11 protein-coding genes and 1 pseudogene are annotated in these 19,232 nt (G+C 68.9%); 4 read left to right on the top strand and 8 right to left on the bottom strand.

Going from position 1 to position 19,232, the window contains the following annotated elements; all coding sequences use genetic code 11:
• Nucleotides 1–25 precede the first annotated feature (25 nt).
• Both PQB87_RS25965 and PQB87_RS25960 read left to right on the top strand, forming a co-directional pair.
• Nucleotides 26–1,516: an ISNCY family transposase gene (locus tag PQB87_RS25965; protein ID WP_489242869.1), complete on the top strand. Its 1,491-nt coding sequence runs from the start codon at nucleotides 26–28 to the stop codon at nucleotides 1,514–1,516.
• A 202-nt stretch (nucleotides 1,517–1,718) separates the two neighbouring features.
• Nucleotides 1,719–1,880, top strand: a pseudogene (locus PQB87_RS25960) (helix-turn-helix domain-containing protein); the annotation flags it as partial.
• A gap of 122 nt (nucleotides 1,881–2,002) precedes the next feature.
• Here PQB87_RS25960 and PQB87_RS25955 read toward each other — a convergent pair.
• The 8 genes from PQB87_RS25955 to PQB87_RS25920 all read right to left on the bottom strand — a co-directional run bounded on the left by PQB87_RS25955 (nucleotide 2,003) and on the right by PQB87_RS25920 (nucleotide 17,117).
• On the bottom strand, nucleotides 2,003–3,052 hold the full coding sequence (locus tag PQB87_RS25955; protein WP_489242868.1) for a hypothetical protein: 1,050 nt from the start codon (nucleotides 3,050–3,052) through the stop codon (nucleotides 2,003–2,005).
• An 86-nt stretch (nucleotides 3,053–3,138) separates the two neighbouring features.
• On the bottom strand, nucleotides 3,139–3,885 hold the full coding sequence (locus PQB87_RS25950; RefSeq protein ID WP_489242867.1) for a lysozyme inhibitor LprI family protein: 747 nt from the start codon (nucleotides 3,883–3,885) through the stop codon (nucleotides 3,139–3,141).
• 42 nt (nucleotides 3,886–3,927) lie between these two features.
• Nucleotides 3,928–8,199 (bottom strand): WGR and DUF4132 domain-containing protein, encoded by a 4,272-nt coding sequence (locus PQB87_RS25945; protein WP_489242866.1) that lies wholly within the window; start codon nucleotides 8,197–8,199, stop codon nucleotides 3,928–3,930.
• 168 nt (nucleotides 8,200–8,367) lie between these two features.
• A complete protein-coding gene (locus tag PQB87_RS25940; protein WP_489242865.1) occupies nucleotides 8,368–10,605 on the bottom strand; it encodes a YehQ family protein in 2,238 nt (745 codons plus the stop codon).
• Nucleotides 10,602–11,726, bottom strand: a complete 1,125-nt coding sequence (locus PQB87_RS25935; protein WP_059552223.1) for a vWA domain-containing protein — start codon at nucleotides 11,724–11,726, stop codon at nucleotides 10,602–10,604. Before PQB87_RS25935 ends, PQB87_RS25940 begins: the two co-directional genes overlap by 4 nt.
• 100 nt (nucleotides 11,727–11,826) lie before the next feature.
• Nucleotides 11,827–14,313 (bottom strand): DUF5682 family protein, encoded by a 2,487-nt coding sequence (locus PQB87_RS25930; RefSeq protein ID WP_489242864.1) that lies wholly within the window; start codon nucleotides 14,311–14,313, stop codon nucleotides 11,827–11,829.
• Nucleotides 14,314–14,472: 159 nt separating this feature from the next.
• Nucleotides 14,473–15,579, bottom strand: a complete 1,107-nt coding sequence (locus tag PQB87_RS25925) for an ATP-binding protein (protein ID WP_021158777.1) — start codon at nucleotides 15,577–15,579, stop codon at nucleotides 14,473–14,475.
• Between the two features lie 563 nt (nucleotides 15,580–16,142).
• Complete coding sequence (locus tag PQB87_RS25920) at nucleotides 16,143–17,117, bottom strand: NAD(P)H-dependent flavin oxidoreductase (RefSeq protein ID WP_059484897.1); 975 nt, start codon at nucleotides 17,115–17,117, stop codon at nucleotides 16,143–16,145.
• Between the two features lie 334 nt (nucleotides 17,118–17,451).
• Here PQB87_RS25920 and PQB87_RS25915 point away from each other — a divergent pair, with 334 nt between their 5' ends.
• Nucleotides 17,452–18,444, top strand: a complete 993-nt coding sequence (locus PQB87_RS25915) for a GlxA family transcriptional regulator (RefSeq protein ID WP_060061728.1) — start codon at nucleotides 17,452–17,454, stop codon at nucleotides 18,442–18,444.
• A 186-nt stretch (nucleotides 18,445–18,630) separates the two neighbouring features.
• Nucleotides 18,631–19,209: a hypothetical protein gene (locus tag PQB87_RS25910; RefSeq protein WP_489242862.1), complete on the top strand. Its 579-nt coding sequence runs from the start codon at nucleotides 18,631–18,633 to the stop codon at nucleotides 19,207–19,209.
• Nucleotides 19,210–19,232: the final 23 nt, after the last annotated feature.

Genomic DNA, 19,232 nt, shown 5'->3' with positions numbered 1-19,232 from the left:
CGGGTGTCCGGCGCCGGAGGCTGCGATGGCTGCAACGGAGTGGATCACGATGACGATGCGCGAGCTGGACCGATTCAAGGTCATTCAAGACGTGGCGGATGGCAAGCTCAAGCCGTGGCGTGCAGCGGAACGGCTGGAACTGACGACCCGGCAGATTCGCCGGCTGGTCGCCCGACTTCGGGAACATGGCGCGGCGGGTTTGGTATCGGGACATCGAGCGAAGCCCGGCAACCGTCGGCTGGACCCAGGAGCCGCCGATCGTGCGCTGTCGATCATCCGAGATCGCTACGCCGATTTCGGGCCGACACTGGCCTGCGAGAAGCTCTGGGAGTGTCACGGCATTCGGCTGGCCAAGGAAACGGTCAGGAAGCTGATGACGGAGGCTGGCTTGTGGATTCCACGCCGGCAACGACCGCCGAAGGTCTATCAGCCGCGTGCGCGCCGGGCGTGCCTGGGCGAACTGATCCAGATCGACGGCAGCGATCATCGATGGTTCGAGAACCGGGCGCCGGCCTGCGCGCTGCTGGTGTATGTGGACGACGCGACGAGCCGGTTGATGATGCTGCACTTCACGCAGACGGAGTCGACGTTCAGCTACTTCGAGGCGACGCGCGCGTACATCGAACGGCACGGCAAACCTGGGGCGTTCTACAGCGACAAGGCCAGCGTGTTCCGCAACGTGAAGCCAGGCAAGACCGGTAACCGTGTGACACCGTTCGGCCGCGCGATGTACGAGCTGAGCATCGACACGTTCTGCGCGAACAGCAGCTCGGCCAAGGGGCGCGTCGAGCGAGCGCACCTGACGTTGCAGGATCGACTGGTCAAGGAGTTGAGATTGCGCGGGATCAACACGGTGGTCGACGCCAACGCTTACGCGCCCTCCTTCATGGCCGCCTACAACGCGCGCTTCGCGAAGCCGCCGAAGAGCGAGTTCAATGCGCACCGGCCGCTGCGGGCCGACGAGAGTCTGGATCTGGCGCTGACGTGGCGCGAGCCGCGGAAAGTAACGAAGTCGCTGACGGTGCAGTACGACCGGGTGATGTACTTACTGGACGACACACTGGAGAACCGGAAGCTGATCGACCGGCAGATCGAGGTGTGGGAGTACCCGGATGGGCGGATCGAGATTCGTGCTGATGGTCGAGCGTTGCCCTACAAGGAATATGACCGCCTGGCTGAAATCGATCAAGGTGCCGTCGTTGAGCACAAGCGTTTGAGCCATGTGCTGCAGGTCGCGCAAGCGCTTCAGGCGCAACGCGATAACAGCCGAATCGGTAAAGCCCCGTCCCGAACACATCGAGGCGACGCGACCCGGACCAATCGAAACGAGGCTGAACCGGGCAAGAAGAAGCAACGCAAGATCACGCAGGCTGACGTCGAGCATGTGATCGTGGATCTGGCGCAATGTCGGCAAACCGCAAAGCCGCCAAACAAACCTGGCCGTCGGTCTGCAAAAACGGAGGAAACGAACGCAAGCGCCCTGCCCGTTCAGGCGCCGGCCTTCGACACTGCGTAACGGTTAAAGCGAGGAAAGAGACGCAGCAAAACCGACCTTAAAACCGGACATCTCTAAATAGCTGGAAGGTGGACATCTGAATCCGGGTATGACATTTGTTGTAGCAGCTATATCCTAATGTCGTGTTCTGGCTATTTACAGATGTCGTGTTTTTGACTGCTGGCATGCTGGACGGCTCGTTGAGCAAGCACGGGGGCCGACCATGCAGCCAGCCGGATTGGTGACACTGACGATGCGAGAGCTTGATCGACTCAAGGTAATCCAGGCCGTGGTGGACATGGGACTCAAGCCCGGACGCGCGGCCGAACGACTGGGCGTGACCGTGCGTCAGCTCCAGCGTCTGGTGGATCGTTACCGTGAGTCTGGCGCCGCCGGACTGGCTTCGCGCAAGCGTGGGCGTCCCGGTAATCGACGGCTGGACGCTGATCTGGCCGATCGGGCACTGTCGATCATCCGTGATCACTACGCCGATTTCGCCCCAACGCATCAAACCAGATACGCGGCCACTTCCTCCCTCGTCAGGAACCGCACCAGCGTCACGGACGGGTTCTGCGCCGGATGGCAGACGCCATTGAAGCCGTTCCAGCTCCTCTTGATACCCTCCTCCGTCTCCAGCGCGATCAGCACGCATTTACCGTGCTTGCGGTGGCTGCGCAACGACGCTTCGCCCCATGCGAGCGCCAGGTTGTCGACCAGCACGCCGTTCGCGTACGCATGCCCCTGCAGCCAGTGAAACTCCGACGAATCCTGATCTTCGTCGCCGCTCCTCGGCGCGATCGGCTCGCCGACGCGCAGCGTCCGCGCATGTTCGCCGATCAGGCGCTGTAGCAGCGTGAACGCATGGAACGTGTTGTTGACCGCATGCGCGCTGGCGACGAAGCCCGTGCCGGAAGCCGGCAGCACGACGACGCACTCCGGTTCGTAGCTCAACGCCGACGCTGCACACAGAAAGTGCAACTGATCGAACGGCAAACTGTCGTTGTCGGCGATCCGCTCCAGCAACGCCTGCAGCGCGGTGTCGGCCACAAGATCGCCGTGATTGTCACGGTCGCGCATCAGCATCGCCATCAGCGGCAGAACGAGCGTATCGACTGCGTCCCGCAACGCATCGATTTCCCGGCCCTGTCGCCCGTCGAGCGCATCGAGCCGTTGCCGGGCGGCGTGCCAGTCGCGCCGTTCGTCGTCGGTGGCATCATCATCGTCATCCTCGACTGCCCTTGCGCAAAACGGCGCGAGTTCAGGCAGCCACGCCCCAAGCCTCGCCAGCGCGGCCGGAAACAGGATGCGCGGATCGGCCCCGCCCTCGACGATCGCGCCACCGAGCAACGCCAGCAACGCCGCGCGATTCGGATGCAGCGCCGGCAGCTCGGCCGCACACGCGTGCAGGATCGCGTCGGCACGGCGACGGTCCTGCGCCTGCGCACGCAGTTCGTCGACTTCGGCCAGTTCGAAGAAGTCGTCCAGCGTGAAGAGATCGGTTTCGTCGAGGACGGGCCGGTGCAGGACGGCAAGGAGTTCAGGTGTCAGCTGCGTCATGGTTGGCATTGCAGGAACGGGCGAATGGGCGACAGGCGTGACCGAGGCGGTCGGCGTGTCGGTTTGCAGACGTGCGGTTCAGACGGTCATTCAAATTGGAAGCCTTTGTTCGGAGCGTGCTCCTCGTCGATATACGTGCCCTGAAAATCTACGTCGCTGCCGTGGCCGAGCACGGTCCCGCATTGACCGCGCTGTTCGACTTCCATCTGCGCACCGTGAATGGCGAAATCGAGCTGGCAGCCGTCGGCGCCCACGTGGAATGCCTTGCCGTCGGCTCGCACGACGGCGTCTGCCTTGTATTCCCGTCCGCTGTTTTCACCGTTCCACGATGACGCGTCGAACGTCAGCCGTGCGGCATCGGCATACGGGTTGAGGTGAATCATGATGATTCCGCCGCGATTGCGCGGCAACGGCCTGGACGAAATCTCCAGGAGCGTCCAGGTTTGCGACCAGTGGAAGTCGTTGATGTCGAGCACGATTTCGGGGTTGGGCTGGGAAAGCTGCTGCAGCCGCCGGAGATAGCTGGTACGCAGGCAGTCGACGTCTCGTCCGCAGGCATCCCGTTGGATTCGCCAGCCGCGCTGATCGCGCTTCAGTCCATTGAGGCCGGACTCGCCGTGCGACCTGTCAACGCGTTGCGGCGCGAGCGACCACGCGATCGCGAGCTGATCGTCGAGTTTCGACAGCTCGGGGACGGCGCATATCGTTTGCTCCGCCGGTTGTCTGGCCAGATGGCAATTGAAGGAGGCGGCGTGTACGGCGCCGGCGAACCAGATGGACGCCGGCAGCAATGCAATGCGGGCCAGCGTCCGGAGGGCAATCGTTGTCTTCATGTCGAATGGGATGAAGGTGAATGGTCACGCAATGGTCACGTGTTACTCCCGCATCCCCTCCAGATCGCGAATCAACTCGCTCGCCGAGATCTCGTCGAGCGTCGACAGCGCATCGGGCTCGCGAATGCTGCCCCAGTTCGACGGCGAACCGGCCTGCAACGCGCCGAGTTGCTGATCCGGATTCATGTCGACCGCCCCGACGAAGATCCCCGGGTCCAGCGACAGTTCGATCACCTTGCCCGCGCCGAGCGGCTTCGTGAAATACCAGATGCAGCCTGCGTCCTCGACCTGGCCGCGCCGCCAGCCCTTGTTGACGAGCCCGAGCACGCGGCCGGTCGGCACCTTGACGCCCTTCCAGCGTTCGAGCTGCCGCCCGTTGCGCTCGTCGTCGGTCAGCCGGTACACGTCGCGACCGAGCTGCGCGAACGGCTGCAGCAGCTCGTAGTCGGCGAACACCTGCCCGAATGCGGCGGCATCGGCCGGCGCGATCTCCAGCGCATGCGGCACCCCGATGCGGATCGTCGCGCCCTCCGGCAACGTAAACGCATCGTCGTCGGCAGTCGCCGCCGTGCCGTCTTCCGCCACGCGGAAGCAGGCCTTCAGCGTGCCGCCGAAGTTGCCGCCGTCGTCGACTTCGTACACACCCCAGACAAGGCGCTGGACAAGATGGCGCACAAGCGGATGCTCGGCGAGAAACGCGCGAAACACCTCGGGTGTCCAGCGGCGGCGCCCGCACATCGCCACCTCGAGCCGCGCGACCTGCTGGCTCGCGATGGTGCGCGCATCCTTCTTCAGCACCTTGAAGCGCTCGACCGCTTCCTTGCCCTTCACGGGATCGTCGGTCTTCTTCGGCTTCGGCAGATCGGCGAGCCGCGCGCCGGCCACGCCGTCGGCGCCGGTCTCGCGCACATACGGCTTGAGCGTCTCGTCGAAGCCGACCCGGAACGCACGCGGACCGAAGTCGAGCAGCATCGTCCCCTGTTCGTCGAGCCCGAGATCCGGCGCGAGACGGTCCTCCAGTTCCTCGGACGACAGCCCGCGCGCTTCCGCGATCGCATCGATCTTCTCGCGCGCGCGGTCCTGCAGCGCGCGGAACTTGACCTTCTGCGCGATGCCGTTGAGCAGCATCAACGCGACGTCGCTGCCGATCGAGGCCAGCACGTCGAGGCCGGTCGCCGCGCGTGCATGCGCCGATTCACCGGGCCACGTGCGGATCAGCGGCGTCAGCTTGCGTGCGGTGTCGTCGTTGCCGAACAGGCCCAACGCGGTGAGCGCCCAACCCTCCTTGCCCGGCGCGCCGGCATCGAGCCATGCGTTGAAGCAGTCCCACGCGAAGTCGGCCAGCGACGCCGGCGTGCACGCGTCCTTCACGACGTCGATGCCGCCGTAGACGCCTTCACCGGTCGGGAACGTCAGCATCTGGCCGAGATGGTCGAGCGCGTCGTCCGGCAGCGCCTTGCCGTTCTTCAGCACCGGCCGGCGCCAGCCGCGCGGCTGCCAGAATTCGGGCAGCTTGCTGCGCCTGGTCGGGAAACGGTCGAGCGGGCTCTCGTCGAGCACGGCGCGCACCGCTTGCGGCACCGCGTCGTCGGCATAGCGCGAGGCGACGTCGATCAGCAGCGCCTCGTGGCCGTTCGCCTGCAGCAAACGCAGCGCCGCGCCGGCGCAGTCGCGCGCTTCGCCCGGCTTGCCGAGCGACGCTGCGATCAGGCCGCAGGCCGCATGCTCCGGAAACTTCAGCAGCCACGCACGGCCGTCGTCGCGCAAGGTCTTCAGCTTCGCGAACGCGCGGGCCGCGATCGGCGCGCATTCGACGGCGCCGTAATTCAGCGCGTAGCCGAAATTCTCGGTCGGCTTGTTGCGCACGGTCGCGATGAGGCCGGGCAACGCGGGCAGGCCGAAGGTCGCCATCAGCGGGTTCACGCCTGTCGTGCTGTGTTCGCCGGCCACCGCGTTCCAGATGTCGACGGCCACCGCGGCCGGCAACAGCGTCAGGAATTCGGCGCGCAGCCAGTACCAGAAGTAACGCTCGCGCTTGCGCGCGTCGATCATCGCGCGCCACGCGGCGACGAACGCCGGCGCATCGCCTTGCCGGATCGCCTTCGCCGCCGCCTCGCCGAGCGGCCCGTAATATTTCTTGCTCGCTTCGAAGCCGAGGCCGGCGATCAGCAGCATCGTGTCCTTCGACGCCGCGGCGAGCCGACTCATTTCCCACCGGTCGAGCGTTTTCGCCTGGCTGCGCTTCGCTTCGTCCCAGCATTCGACCGCTGCCAGTTCGAGCGGCTCCAGCGTGAGCGCAGCCGCCCGCTTCTGCCGCGCGGCAAGCCAGGGAGGCGCGGCCAGCACACCCGGCAACTCCTCGGCCGATGCGACCTCGGCCGGGCCGGCCAGCAGCGCGAGGAGCTTGTCGATCACGCCCTGGGCCGGTGCGTCGAGCCACGGCCGCAGCGCGTCGACGTGCGCCGTATGCGCGCGCAACAGGCGCGTGAGGCTCGGCGTCAGCAGCCCGGCATCCTTGCCGCCCGCGGCCACGAGCCGCGACAGCGCAACCATGCCCGCCAGCGGCCAGCGATCGAGCGACAGCGACAGACGCGCGAGCGCGCCCTTCGAACCGCTGGCGACCCTCGCCAGCGCAGCCACCGCGTCGGGCGTGCCGATCGCGGCGAGCGCGTCGCCCGCCTCGTCGGCGGCGGCGCCGCGTTCGAGCACGTCGAACGCTGCCGTGCCGCGCTCGCGCAGCACGGTCGCGACCATCCGCGACATTCCCCAGAACTCGCGGCCATAGCTGTTCGGCCGGATTCTCCCGACCACCGCGATCGCATCGGGATCGGTCGCAGTCAGCAGCATCCAGTGCAGCGTATCGGGCACGTCGCGTTCAGCGCTCAGCCTGCGCACCAGCGCATTCGACAGCTGCGGCGCATCGGGCAACAACAGTGCGGGTATCGGCTGGCGGGTCGGGTGCAGCGCCGGCAACGCGGCCTCGATCCTGTCGACGCAGGCCTGCCAGTCCGCCTCGCTCGCCGCGGCAAGATGCTCGCGCAGCGCCGCCTCGCCGCCGACGATCGGCCCGCGCCAGCTCTCGCGCACCGGGCCCTCGACATTCGTCGAGAAACGATGGTGGCGGCGCTGCGCCTGACGGTCGTAATCGGCGTGCACGTGGATTTTCAACGCGTCGAGCAGCACGTCGATCGCGCCCGTCAATCCGTATTGCGCGACCAGGTAGTCGGCGACCGGGCGGCCGATCGCGGTTTCGCCGTGATAGTCGCCCACGGTCATCGCCAGCGCGAACAGCACGGCGTCGGCTTGCGCGTCCGCCACCGGCCCGGCGATCGGCGTACGCGCGGCCAGCCGGTCGAGCATTCGCTGGGCGGCCGGGCGCAGCGCCGCGTCGGTCGCGCCGATGTCGATCGAGTACCCGTCCTTGCCTTCGATCTTCAGCCACGCAGCGCGCACGTCGAGCACGGTCACCGCGACGGGAAAACGGCGCGATGCGTAGGCTTCGCGCAGGATCTGCGGCGACAGCCGCACGGGATCGCCGTGCATCAGCCACGGCGGTGCGCCGGTGTCGGCGACGGCGGGTGCGGCAGGCGCCGGCGCGGCGGCCGCCTCGGACGCCAACCACTCGCCGAGCGCCACGGCAGTCGCCTGCCCGTGCTCGTGCACGCTGGCCGACGCGCCCCAGCCATGCAGCAGGCGGCGCGACTTGAGCAGGTCGAGCGCCATCGCGGCGCCCTGGTCGCCGACGTCGTAGCGGCGCTTGATCACGGCAGCCGTCAACGTCTCGCCGGGCTTCAGGTCGCCATTCGCGATCTGCGCGCGCACGGTCTCGAAGACACGCTCGCACTGCGCATCGAAACCTTCGGCGGCGACCGGCGGCAAGGGCGCGGCGGCGGTGTCGGTGGCGCTGGAAACCGTTGAAGGCGGCGTCGATGCGGCCGGCCGGGCCGACGGTGTGGGCGGCACACCCTTCGCGGCCTTTGCCGCTGCGGGTTGCGCGTTCGCGGCCGGTTCCGCGTCTGTCGACGCCTGCGTCACCGCGGCCGGGGTTGCCGACGACGCGGCGGCCGGCGGCTTGGCGGCAGTCGCGCCGATGCCGGCGCCGGCCGCTACCGCGACTTCGGCATAGCCCTTGCCGGTCTTCTCCTTGACGAGCTTGTCGAGCGCGGCGCGCGCCTTCGCGTCGTCCGCGAACGACTTCGTCTGGCTCTGGCCCGCGGTGCCGATGCGGCCCCAGCGGATATTGAGCCCGGAGCCCTCCTGCTCCACTTCCCAGAACTTGCTGGAGTTGCCTTCGATCAGTTCAAAACGACGCATCCGTTCCCTCTCACTCGGATCGACGACGCGGCACGATGCCGCGCCCGCATGCCATGGCCGCAACGCAGCCATGGCGCCCTCTCGTTCATTCATCCCGCGAGCCGTGCAGCCTGCCCGACGGCTCGCGGTGTCGGGCGCCGCCTGCTCGCCCGTTCGACGGTCATGCCGTCATTGCTCGACGATGCCCAGCAGCAGCAACGTCAGCGAACCCAGTTGCGTCAGGATCGACGCCGATTGCGCACCGCGCAGGCCGTCGGCCAGCGTGCGCAGCAGCCGCCCGGCGTGCGCGAGGCCGGCGCGCTCCAGTCGCGTGGCCTGCGCCAGCGCACGCTCGATCGCGCCGCCGCCCTGATGGCGCATGCCCTGGCGCAGCCACTCGGACAGCAGCGCCAGCGTGTCCTCAGCGAGCGCGACCAGCGCGGGCAACGACTCGCGCCCGCCGGCCAGCGGCAGCGGTTGCGGCGCCGTCGTTTCGGTCTGCAGCACGACGGCGCGCTGCGCGGTCAACACGGCCAGCGGCCGCATCACGGCCGTGCCCGCATGCAGCCGGACGGTGCCCGCCAGCGCGCGCAACGCGCCCCATTCGCCGGACAGCGCGCGCGCCAGCGCATCGACCGCGCCGGGTGCCACGGCGCGATGCGGCAGCGCGAGGTGCAGCACATCGTTGCCGCCCACCTCGGCCGTCCCGCCTTCGCCTTGCGCGAGCCGCGCGTGCAGCACCTGGGCGGCCGCATCCCAATGGACCGACCGCACGACCATCGGCTCGAACGCGACCACGTGCAGCGACCCGGCCGCGCCGGCCGCCGCGCCGTTCGCCGCCTGTCTCGGCCGCACGAAGTCGGGCTGCGCGTCACGCAGGTGCGCGACGAGCGCCGCGATGCCCGGTTGGCGGATCGGCGCGACGAGATCGTCCCAGGAGGTCGGCGACAGCGGCAGCACGCCTGTCTGCCGCACGCCGGCGGAGATGTCGACCGCACCGTTCGCGCGCCGCTTCGCGGTCTTCGTGACGACCTGCCCGGCGGCGATCTGCCGCAACGGAAACCCCGCGACGCGGCGGCCGGCCAGATCCGGCGCACGGCCGCCGGCCGCGACGTCGGCGGCACGCGGCCAGTTGCGCGTCAGCACCATCACGGTCTGCGTATCGGGATCGGCGAACAGCACGCTCGCCCCCTCTTCCGCGTCGTCGGCCCACAGCTCGACGCCGAGCGACACCAGCCGCAGATGATCGAGTTCCACCTCGCCCTTCACGCCGATGCCGAGCATCTGGCGGGCCGGCACGGCAGCACCCTCAAGCTGCGTCGCGGCGGACAGCGCCGCGCGCAGGCGCGCCCACAGTTCGGCCAGCACGCGCACGAGCCGCAGCGGCTCGAAGCGGCTGCTGCGCGCATGCTGCGCGTGCACGAGCTGCCAGGCTTCGTCGAGCGCGTCGTCGACCCACTGCCAGCCACGCTCGCGCAGGCGGCCGCGCAGCGACTCCACGCGCGCGGCCAGCGCGATCGGCGGCTGGCTCGAACCGTCCAGCCACAGCGCGTGTACCAGCCTGTCGAGGTCGGCGATCAGCGCGTGCGCCGCGTCGTCGCGCAACGGCGACCGGTCGTCGCCACGCTCGTCTTCTTCGCCGGCCGGCGGGCGCACCTCGACGATCGTCTCCGGTACGCCGTCGGCCGGTGCCCCGGCCTGTCGGAATGCCCAGACGGCCAGCACGACGTGCGCGCAGCCGCTGCCTTGCCGGCAGTCGCAACGCGCATGCGCGAGCGAGCGTCGCGAGAAGAACCGCACGGTGCACATCGGCAGGCGTGCAACCGGCGACGACTGTGCGCCGGACCACGGCTGCACGGTCACGGCGGGCCGCGCGGCCGCCATGCGCGCGGCCTGTTCGAGCACCGACGGCGCAAAACTCGCCGCCAGCGCGGCATCGTCGAAATCGGCGGGGCTCCATGCGCGATCCGCGGACGACGTGCCGTTCGTGTCGTCGCCCGGCGGCGCATCGTCCGAACCGGTGCCTGTAGCGCCGCGCGCGACATCGTCCGGATTGCAGATCGATTCATCGCGCGTATCGGCCTGCCCCGTCCTGTCGTCTCCGTCTGCACGCACCTCGCCCGGGGCAGCCGCTTCGTTCCCCTGCCTGCTCGCCTGATAGGCGAACACCAGCATCACGCGATGCCGGCACATGCCGCTCGCGGTGCAGTTGCACGCAGCGTCGCGCAAGGTCCGGCCCGGTGGCAGGCTGGTACGCACGCCGTCGGCGAACGACGCGTGCACCGTACCGTCGCCGTCGACGGCCACCGCCGGCACTGCGCCGGCGGCGACATCCTTCTGTGCGCGCTTGACGAACCCGGCATTGGCGAGCGCCGTCAGCGCTTCGGGCGTCAGTTCGAGGAGGTCGTCGCGGATCGGCGCGCTCATCCCTGCACCTTCTCGGCGAGCCACGCGGCCAGTTGGCCGGGCGTCATCGCGCCGACTTGCGCACCGGCGTTCACGAGCCGCGCGGCCATCTCGCGGTCGTAGGCGGGCTCGGCAGCCGAATCGAGCGCGGCCAGCCCGAGCACGCGCGCGCCGCTCTCGGCCAGCGCCTTCACGCGGCGCACGAGTTCGTAGCCGCTGCCGCCTTCATAGAAATCGCTGACCAGCACGATGATCGTGCGGGCGGGATTCGCGACGCAGGATTGCGCATACGCGACGGCCTTCGCGATGTCCGTGCCGCCGCCGAGCTGGACCTTCATCAACAGCTCGACCGGGTCGGACACGTCGGCGGTCAGGTCGACCACCGACGTGTCGAAGGCCACGAGCCGCGTGCGCATGCCCGGCAATTGCCACAGGCACGCGGCCATCACCGCGCTGTGAATCACCGAGTTGACCATCGACCCGCTCTGGTCGACGAGCAGCACGATGTCCCACGGCTCGGCGTGGCGACGCGTGCGACTGTTGAAGACCGGCGTGTCGAGATACAGCTTGCGCCGCTCGGGATGCCAGTGACGCAGGTTCGCGGCCAGCGTGCGCGTGTAGTCGAAATTGCGCGCGATCTTCATCCGCGAGCGGCGGCGCCGGTCGCGGGTGCCGCTGAAGGCCTGCCGCACGTCGGTCGCCAGCCGCTCCATGATTCGCCGGACCACCTCGGCAACCAGCCGCCGCGCGGCCGCCAGCACCTCGGGATTCATCAGGTGCTTCGTGTGCAGCACGGCGCGCAGCAACGATTCGGACGGCTCGATCCGCTCCAGCACCTCGAGGTTCGTGACGACTTCGTCGATGCCGAAACGCTCGACCGCGTCGCGCTCGAGCCGGTCGATCACCTCCTTCGGAAACAGCGTGTGGATCGTGTTGATCCAGTCCGGCGTGCTCAGCGCGGACGGCCCGAGGCCGGCCCCGCGCTCGCCGCGCTGCGCGCGGTCGTCGTCGCGACCGTACAGCCAGTCGAGCGCCGCATCGGCGGCCCGCGCGTCCGCACCCGGCGTGCCGCATGCGGCCTCGGCCGGTTCGCCGAGCAGCAGGCGCCAGCGTTCGAGCGGACCGGGAATGTTCAGCGGCATGGCAGGACTCGCGGAAAACGCGCCGCACCGTGCCGTGACGGCGCGACATCGTGGTGAAGGAAGCGGAAGCCGGATGCACGGCGGCCTGTCGATCGGCACTTCACGACGCCTCCGGATCGGGCGTGAGCCCCCAGCGGCGCAGACGGCCGAGCACCTGCGCCTCGATGCGCGCGGCGTGCGCGGCCGCCTCGGGCGAGGCATCGTCCGCGTGCCGCTCCGTCAGCACGCGGCGTGACAGGTGTGTCGCGTCGTGCAGCGCCAGCACCTGATCCGCGAGCTGCCCGCGCTCCCGCGGCGGCAACCACGCGAATGCGCTGCGCAGCCCCGGCAACGCAAGCACGAAATCGGCGTCGTCGAGCGCGCGCACGGTCGCATCCATGCCCGCGACGAAAGCCGGCGCGCTCGCCAGTATCTCGCGCGCCAGCGCAAGCAAACCGCCGAGCGCATCGCCGAGCGCGGCGGCCGCCATCGCCCGCAGCAGCGCCATCGCATCGTCGATGCCGGCGACGGGTTGACCGTCGTCGACGCCGGCCTGCCCCGCCAGGCCGAGCAGCGACCCGAGCGCCGCGCCGCGACTCGCGGGCGCCGCCGCCGTATCGGCCGCCTTGCGCCGCCAGACGGCCAGCGCGCGCAACGGCTCGATCGCGAGCGGCGTGTGGGTGACACCGTCGGCACCGGCCAGTACGTCGGCCACGATCCGGCGCAGCGCGACGTGCCCCTGCACGTGGGCGTCGAGATCGGCCGGCGGCAGCGCGGCGGCCGGCTCCAGCAACCATAGCGCGCGATCGAACCCGGCCTCGACGACGATCCGCAGCACCGGTGCATCGTTCATGCCGAGCAGATGGCCGTGACGCAGCAGCGTATGCAGGTTGCCGAGCGCCGGGGCGAGCGACTCGAAGCGCTGCTCGCGCGCGACCGCATCGTGCAGCGTGTCCAGCAGCGCGGTGCTCAGCGCTGCCAGCCCGGCCCACGCGGCGCGGTTCAGGCCAGCCGCGAGCGGCGCGATGCGCCCGCTCGCCTCACGCAATTCATCCTCGAGCCGCGCGCGTGCCGCGTCGGACAGCGTCGCGCCCCACGCGCCTGCTTCGATCAGCGCCGCCTGCTGCTCGAGCGGCTCGCCGAGCTGCCAGACTTCGTCGCGTTCGCCCGACATCGCAAGCTGTGCGCCCTGGCGGCGCACGATGCCCGGTACGCGCAGCAGCGCCAGCCGGTGCAGCACGCGGCTGCGCGCACGCCCCTGGTCGGTCAGCAGGTCGAGCGTCAGCGTGCCGTGCAGCACGATGCCGAGCGCGGCCAGCTCGTCGCGCACCGCGGCGACGAGCGGCGGTTGCGGCGTGCCGGGCGCGAGCTCGCCGGCGGCGTCGCCCGCCAGCGCATCCATCGCCTCGACCAGCACCGGATCGGTGCCGGCCCGCAGCGGCCCGCGATAGGTCCACGGCAGCGGCGCGTCGAGCGCCTCCTTCACCAGCGCGCCGGCCAGCGCGTCGAGCCAGTCGCAACGCAACGGCCGCGCGTGGCCGCGCAGGCGTGCCAGCCCTTCGGCCCGCACGTGCACGGCAATCAGGTCGGCCGTCGATACCGGCAGCTTGCGCGCGCGCAGCCGCTGCATCACGTTCTCGAGCACGCGCCGCGCCGCCGCTTCCGCGCCGTCAGCCCAGACCCACTGGTAATAAGCCGGCGAAGGCATCCCCGATGCGTAGCCCGCGAACGCGTCGAGACGCTTGAACGTGTAGGGCACGAGATAGGAACCGTAGCGGACGCTGCGCGCGGCCTCGTCGGCGGTCGTCGAATCCGTCTCGCACGTGCCGGCGTCATCGTCCCGTTCGTCGGGCACGGCACCGGCATCACCGTCGATCGCGCCGGGTTCGGGCGTATCGGGCAACGCGGCCGGCTGCGTGCGCCAGAGTGTCGCCAGCGCCGGCGCGTGATAACCGCCGCAGACGACCAGCACGTCGTCCGCCTGCCCGCCGGCTTCGGCGACGGCCCACGCGATCCAGCGCGCCATCATCCGTTCGCGTGCCTGGTTGCCGAGCGAGCCCGGATCGTCGGCGCGCAGATGCGAGAAGTAGGTCGACAGGCGCGCCTCGAGTTCATCCAGTGCGCCCGGCGTATCGCCGACGTCCTCGAACAGGTGATCCCACAGCGCATCGCGGCCTTGCACCGCGAGCGTGTCCGCCAGCGCGCGCTCGTATGCGTCGGCGCGGGCCTCGTGTTCGGCGTCCGCGACATCGGCATAGCGGTTCTCCAGCCGCGAGAACGCCGCGTGCCACGCGGGCAGGTCGATGAACCGAACCGTCGCGCCGACTTCGCGCCCCGCCTGCAATGCCTGCCATTCCGGCGAATGCTCGGCGAACGGGGTCCACGAGCCGTAATGCGCGGTATCGCCGGACAGATAGCTGTAGATCGCGATCGGCAGGCGGTGCGGACGATACAGTTCGTCGAGCCGGCCGTTGAAATCGGCCGGCCCTTCGATCAGCACGTAGCGCGGCCGCCGTGCGCGGATGCGCTCGGCCACCAGCCGCGCGCACGCGGGGCTGTGATGGCGGATGCCGACGATGTGCGGCTGGCCGGGCGTCACGGTCTGCATGCGGCGCCTGTCAGTCGAAGACGATACGTGCGGAGGCGCCGGACGCGATGCCGCCCGATCTCCCCTTTACGCCCTCTACGCCGTGCACGCCGTGCGCATCGCGCGCACGACGTCCCGGCCCGCGCATGCCGCCGCGATCGGTCGTACTCATGTCGCGCGTCACGGCAGACGGTGGCGTGCCGCGTAATACGCGCGCCAGTGCGCCCCTTCGCGCCGGGCGGCCTTCTGTTCGAAATAGCGGCGCAGCTTCGCGCGGTCGTCGGCGTTGTCCTTGACCACGGTGCCGGCGATGCAGTCGACCAGATCCTGCGGCGACCCTTCGCGCTGCTCGAGAAACCATGCGCGCACGCCGACCGCATGCGCGACGTTCACCGCTTCGGCCGTCGACATCACCGCCGTCAGCCGGTCCATCGCGCCGTCGCTGCCCGCCGCATCGCCGGCCCCGCCGCGCAAATCGCGAAACGTGGTGACCAGCAGTTCCAGCACCGGCTGCGGCACGGCCGCCGGAATACCGCTGCCGGCCAGCAGGCGCGCGCTGGCTTCGCGCACGAGCGCGAGTTCGCTGTCGAAGTCGAGAATCGGAAACACGGTTTCGAAATCGAAGCGCCGCTTGAGCGCCGCGCTCATCTCGTTCACGCCACGGTCGCGCGTGTTCGCGGTCGCAATGATGTTGAAGCCCTCGCGCGCGTACAGCATCCCGTGTTCGCCGTGCAGTTCGGGCACGGCCATCACGCGATCCGACAGCATGCCGAGCAGGCAGTCCTGCACTTCCAGCGGCGCACGCGTGATTTCCTCGAAGCGCACGATCCGGCCGTCGTGCATGCCCTGGTACAGCGGCGCGGGCACGAGCGCGCGCGGGCTCGGCCCTTCGTTGATCAGCAACGCATAGTTCCAGCCGTACTTGATCTGGTCTTCGGTGATCGATGCGCCGCCCTGGATCGTCAGCGTCGACGTGCCGCTGATCGCGGCCGCCAGCAGCTCGGACAGCATCGATTTCGCGGTGCCCGGCTCGCCGACCAGCATCAGCCCGCGCCCGGTGGCGAGCGTGACGAGCATGCGCTCGATGCTCGCGATCGGCGCGACCACCTTCGGCGCGATGCCGAGCGAGCGATCGCCGGCAATGAATGCGCGGGCGGCCGTCAGACTCAGTTGCCAGCCCGGCGGGCGTGGTTGGGCGCCGTCCTGCGCCTTCAGCTGCGCGAGCTGATCGGCATACAGGACTTCAGCGGGCGGACGCTGCAATGCATGCGGTTGAGACGGAGCCATGTCTGCTTCTTCTTGTCTTGTATTCGCGGTCGGGCTCGAAGGCCCTCGGAGCGCGAATTATATCGCCGCGCGCAAGATCTCGATCCGTCGATGACGGTATTTGTCATCTCATGGGCCGATCGCCGGAGCGGGCGCCGGCTTGCGATGCGCCGAGCCGGGGAGAAACCGCCTCGGGCTCGCGTGGCGCGACGCGGTGGCGTCGGCCCGGCCGGAATCCGGATGAGGTCCGGGGGCGCTGCCCGAGGGGAAAGCGGAATCGGGCAACCCGGGTTGCCCGATCCGACAAGGGGAAGTCATTGAACACACGAGCACCCTGTCCGTCGTGAAGTGATTCAGTTCACGACGGACAGGATGCTCGAGTCCGGTCGCGCCGCGAGGCGACTGGAACCGGCGACGCGACAGACGCTACATCGACACAGCGGCCACCAACCGCACGCGTTCGATCATCGCCGCGGTCGCCCGGTCGGCCCTCGTCGACCACATCCCGCAAGAATCCTCGCCGGCATCGCGCCGGCGAAGATTCGTCGGCGACGGGTGGCTGCATCCCGCGTCGCCAATCCGGATCAAACCGCGATACGTGCCAGGCGGCTGCGGATGATCTCCGTCGCCTCGCTCACGATGCGCTCGACGAGTTCCTTCACGGTCGGGATATCGCGGATCAGGCCGACGACCAGGCCGCACGACCACGCGCCCGCGTCGAGCGCGCCCTCCTTCATGATGCGCGGATACACGCCGGCGACTTCTTCGGCGATATCGTCGAACCGGATGCCGGCGCCGAGCCTGCTTTCCTTTTCGAGAATGCGATCGACCGCGGCATTGCGCAGCACGCGCTCGGTATTGCGCAACGGGCGCATGACCAGGCGCGTATCCAGTTCGGAGGCCGCGACCAGCGCCTGCTTCACGTTCTCGTGCACCGGCGCCTCGCGGGTGGCGACGAAGCGCGTTCCCATGTTGACGCCGTCCGCGCCGAGCGAAAGTGCCGCAACCAGCGACCGGCCGTCAGCCATGCCGCCGGAGGCCACGAACGGAATCCTGAGCTCCTCGGCGGCGCGTGGCAGCAGAATGAAGTTCGGAATGTCGTCCTCGCCCGGATGGCCGCCGCATTCGAATCCGTCCACGCTGACCGCATCGCAGCCGATGGACTCGGCCTTCAGCGCGTGGCGAATCGACGTGCACTTGTGGATCACCTTGATGTGCGCTTCCTTGAGCGCGGCCAGGTAGGGCTGCGGGTTGTTGCCGGCCGTTTCGACGACCTTGACCCCGCCTTCGACGATGGCCCGGATGTAGCCGGGATAGTCGGGGGACGTGACGGTCGGCAGGAACGTGAGGTTCACGCCGAACGGCTTGTCGGTCATTTCGCGGCAACGCCGGATTTCAGCGGCCAGATCGGCCGGCGATCGCTGGGTCAGGCCGGTGATGATGCCGAGTCCGCCGGCGTTGGAGACTGCTGCGGCCAGCTCCGCGTACCCGACATGGTGCATGCCGCCCTGGATGATCGGATAGTCGATGCCGAAGAGTTCGGTGATCCTGGTTTTCATGATGTTTGCGGTTCAGGTTGAGACGAAAGCGCCTTCGCATGCAGGGCACGCTGCGGCCCCGACGCGCGTCACTGCGCGGCTGAATCGGCGGCGCGAAGCCGACGGAAATCCACGCTGCCGGGCAACGGAGGCGCCTGCAGCTACCCGGGGGCACCCACATCGGCCTTCTCGCGGCCCGGCCGGCACACGATACTGCGTCCCCCGCGCTGCCGGCCGCATGGCGATCCTGTCGCTGCCCGCCAACTGGCGCCAGGTTGACACGACCAGTTTCCTCGCGCGCCGAACTGCCGTACATTGGCGAAACTGACACATCGAATGCGATATCCGACACATCATGCCCCGCGCCGCCATTCTTGCGTATGACGATTGCTACGCTTCCAGCCTGGGCGGGTTCGCCGACATCCTGCAGATCGCGAACGCGCACTGGCGGCGACAAAGGGGCGACGGCAATGCGCAGTTCGAATGGCGGTTCGTTTCTCCGACGGGGAAGCCGGTCATGGCGAGCAACGGCTTGCAACTGAACACGGAGCCGATCCGGCCGCGCGAGAAGTTCGACCTGGTTTTCATCCCCAGTGCGCATTACGCAAGCGGCAAGGCCTTCGACCGGTTGCTGGCACGACAGTCGGCCGCATGCGACTGGCTGGTTTCGCAATGGAACGCGGGGGCCTACCTTGCGGCGAACTGCACCGGCACGTTCGTCCTGGCCAGAACCGGCCTCCTGGACGAACGGCCCGCGACGACCACTTGGTGGCTGGCCGATCAGTTCCGCAGCCGGTTTCCCCGCGTCGACCTTCAGCTGGAACCCGTCGTCACCGAAGCCGATCGCCTGATCTGTGCCGGGGCATCGGCGTCCTACCTGCTGCAGACCATCCATGTCATCGAGCGCTTCTGCGGGGCGGCCATCGCCGCGCAGTGCGCGAAGACGATGCTGATCGACGTCAGCCAGACGAAGCAATTGCCGTATCTCCCGTTGCTGGCAGACAAGGAACACGCCGACTCGCTGGTTCACCGCGCGCAGTATTGGCTGCAGAAGAACATGACGAAGGACGTGAAGATGTCGGAGATGGCGCATGAGCTCGGCGTGAGCGAGCGCACGATCATCCGCCGATTCCGCGCGGCGCTGAATCAGCCGCCATTGCGGTATTTGCAGAACCTGCGCATCGAAGCCGCGCGCGGCTTGCTGGAGGCCGGCGATCTCAGCCTCGAGCGGATTACGGCCCAGGTGGGATACAGCGATACCAGCTCGTTCTGCCGACTGTTCAAGGACAAGGTCGGCCTCAGCCCCGGCGCATACCGCGATCGCTTTCGCCCCACGGGGGAATCGTAGACAACCCGACGTGAGCGCTCCGGCAAGATTCGCGACCCGTTCGGTTACGATCGGCCGATCGCGCCCACGATCGAAGCGGTCGAGCCCGATGAAATGCAGCGGCGTCATACGGCGCTGCTGTCCGGCGATCAGCAGACAACCTGAACGGTGCGCCGCGCGCGCCGGTCGATCACCCCGACATTCGCGATGCACTATCACCCCGACGACATCTACCGGCTCTACCGGAGCGTGCCGACGCTGCTGCTGAACCGCCCGGCTCCGGCCGAACGGTTCCTGGCCGCTGCTGTCGAGACCGGCGCCGAACTCGGGCATGTGCTGTGCGACTACCCGCAGGTCCGCTACCAGCCGCTCGACTTCCACTACCTGTGCCGGCAAAGCCTGTCCGTGCTGGACGACACGCTGCTGGCCGACCTCACGGACGACATGAACGCTGGATGGCGCGGCGCGCACTGGGCCGCGCTGTTGATCGCGTTATCGGGCGATGCGCGCCATCTGCCGCACCTCGACGAAGTCAGGCGCCACCGCGGCGTCGAGTGGGCGGCCGAGCTTGCGGAAGCCGCGTCCGGCCCCGACGCCGGGTCGTCGGCATTCCGTGGCTGCCGGTCGATCGTGCGCCTGCGCGATCAGCTTGCCGCGTTGCCGCGCGTCGCGGTCCGCTTGCGGCCCTGGCTCTCACCGGAAGCACTCGAAGCCAGGGCGATCGCCGTTCGTGCCGCGTATCGCGGCGGTGGCATCGAAGCCGCGCTGCCGGTTGCCCGCCGCTAGGCTCCCCGTCGGCCATCGCTCGA

Source organism: Burkholderia sp. KL41, from assembly GCF_057005415.2.
The sequence above is the reverse complement of the archived record's forward strand: the minus strand, read 5'-3'. Positions and strand labels throughout refer to the sequence as shown.

What these genes read in the sequence shown, in the direction of transcription:
- PQB87_RS25910 (WP_489242862.1), top strand. Translation starts at nt 18,631, where the DNA reads ATGCACTATCACCCCGACGACATCTACCGGCTCTACCGGAGCGTGCCG.
- PQB87_RS25935 (WP_059552223.1), bottom strand. Translation starts at nt 11,726, where the DNA reads ATGCCGCTGAACATTCCCGGTCCGCTCGAACGCTGGCGCCTGCTGCTC.
- PQB87_RS25945 (WP_489242866.1), bottom strand. Translation starts at nt 8,199, where the DNA reads ATGCGTCGTTTTGAACTGATCGAAGGCAACTCCAGCAAGTTCTGGGAA.
- PQB87_RS25940 (WP_489242865.1), bottom strand. Translation starts at nt 10,605, where the DNA reads ATGAGCGCGCCGATCCGCGACGACCTCCTCGAACTGACGCCCGAAGCG.
- PQB87_RS25920 (WP_059484897.1), bottom strand. Translation starts at nt 17,117, where the DNA reads ATGAAAACCAGGATCACCGAACTCTTCGGCATCGACTATCCGATCATC.
- PQB87_RS25965 (WP_489242869.1), top strand. Translation starts at nt 26, where the DNA reads ATGGCTGCAACGGAGTGGATCACGATGACGATGCGCGAGCTGGACCGA.
- PQB87_RS25925 (WP_021158777.1), bottom strand. Translation starts at nt 15,579, where the DNA reads ATGGCTCCGTCTCAACCGCATGCATTGCAGCGTCCGCCCGCTGAAGTC.
- PQB87_RS25950 (WP_489242867.1), bottom strand. Translation starts at nt 3,885, where the DNA reads ATGAAGACAACGATTGCCCTCCGGACGCTGGCCCGCATTGCATTGCTG.
- PQB87_RS25955 (WP_489242868.1), bottom strand. Translation starts at nt 3,052, where the DNA reads ATGACGCAGCTGACACCTGAACTCCTTGCCGTCCTGCACCGGCCCGTC.
- PQB87_RS25915 (WP_060061728.1), top strand. Translation starts at nt 17,452, where the DNA reads ATGCCCCGCGCCGCCATTCTTGCGTATGACGATTGCTACGCTTCCAGC.
- PQB87_RS25930 (WP_489242864.1), bottom strand. Translation starts at nt 14,313, where the DNA reads ATGCAGACCGTGACGCCCGGCCAGCCGCACATCGTCGGCATCCGCCAT.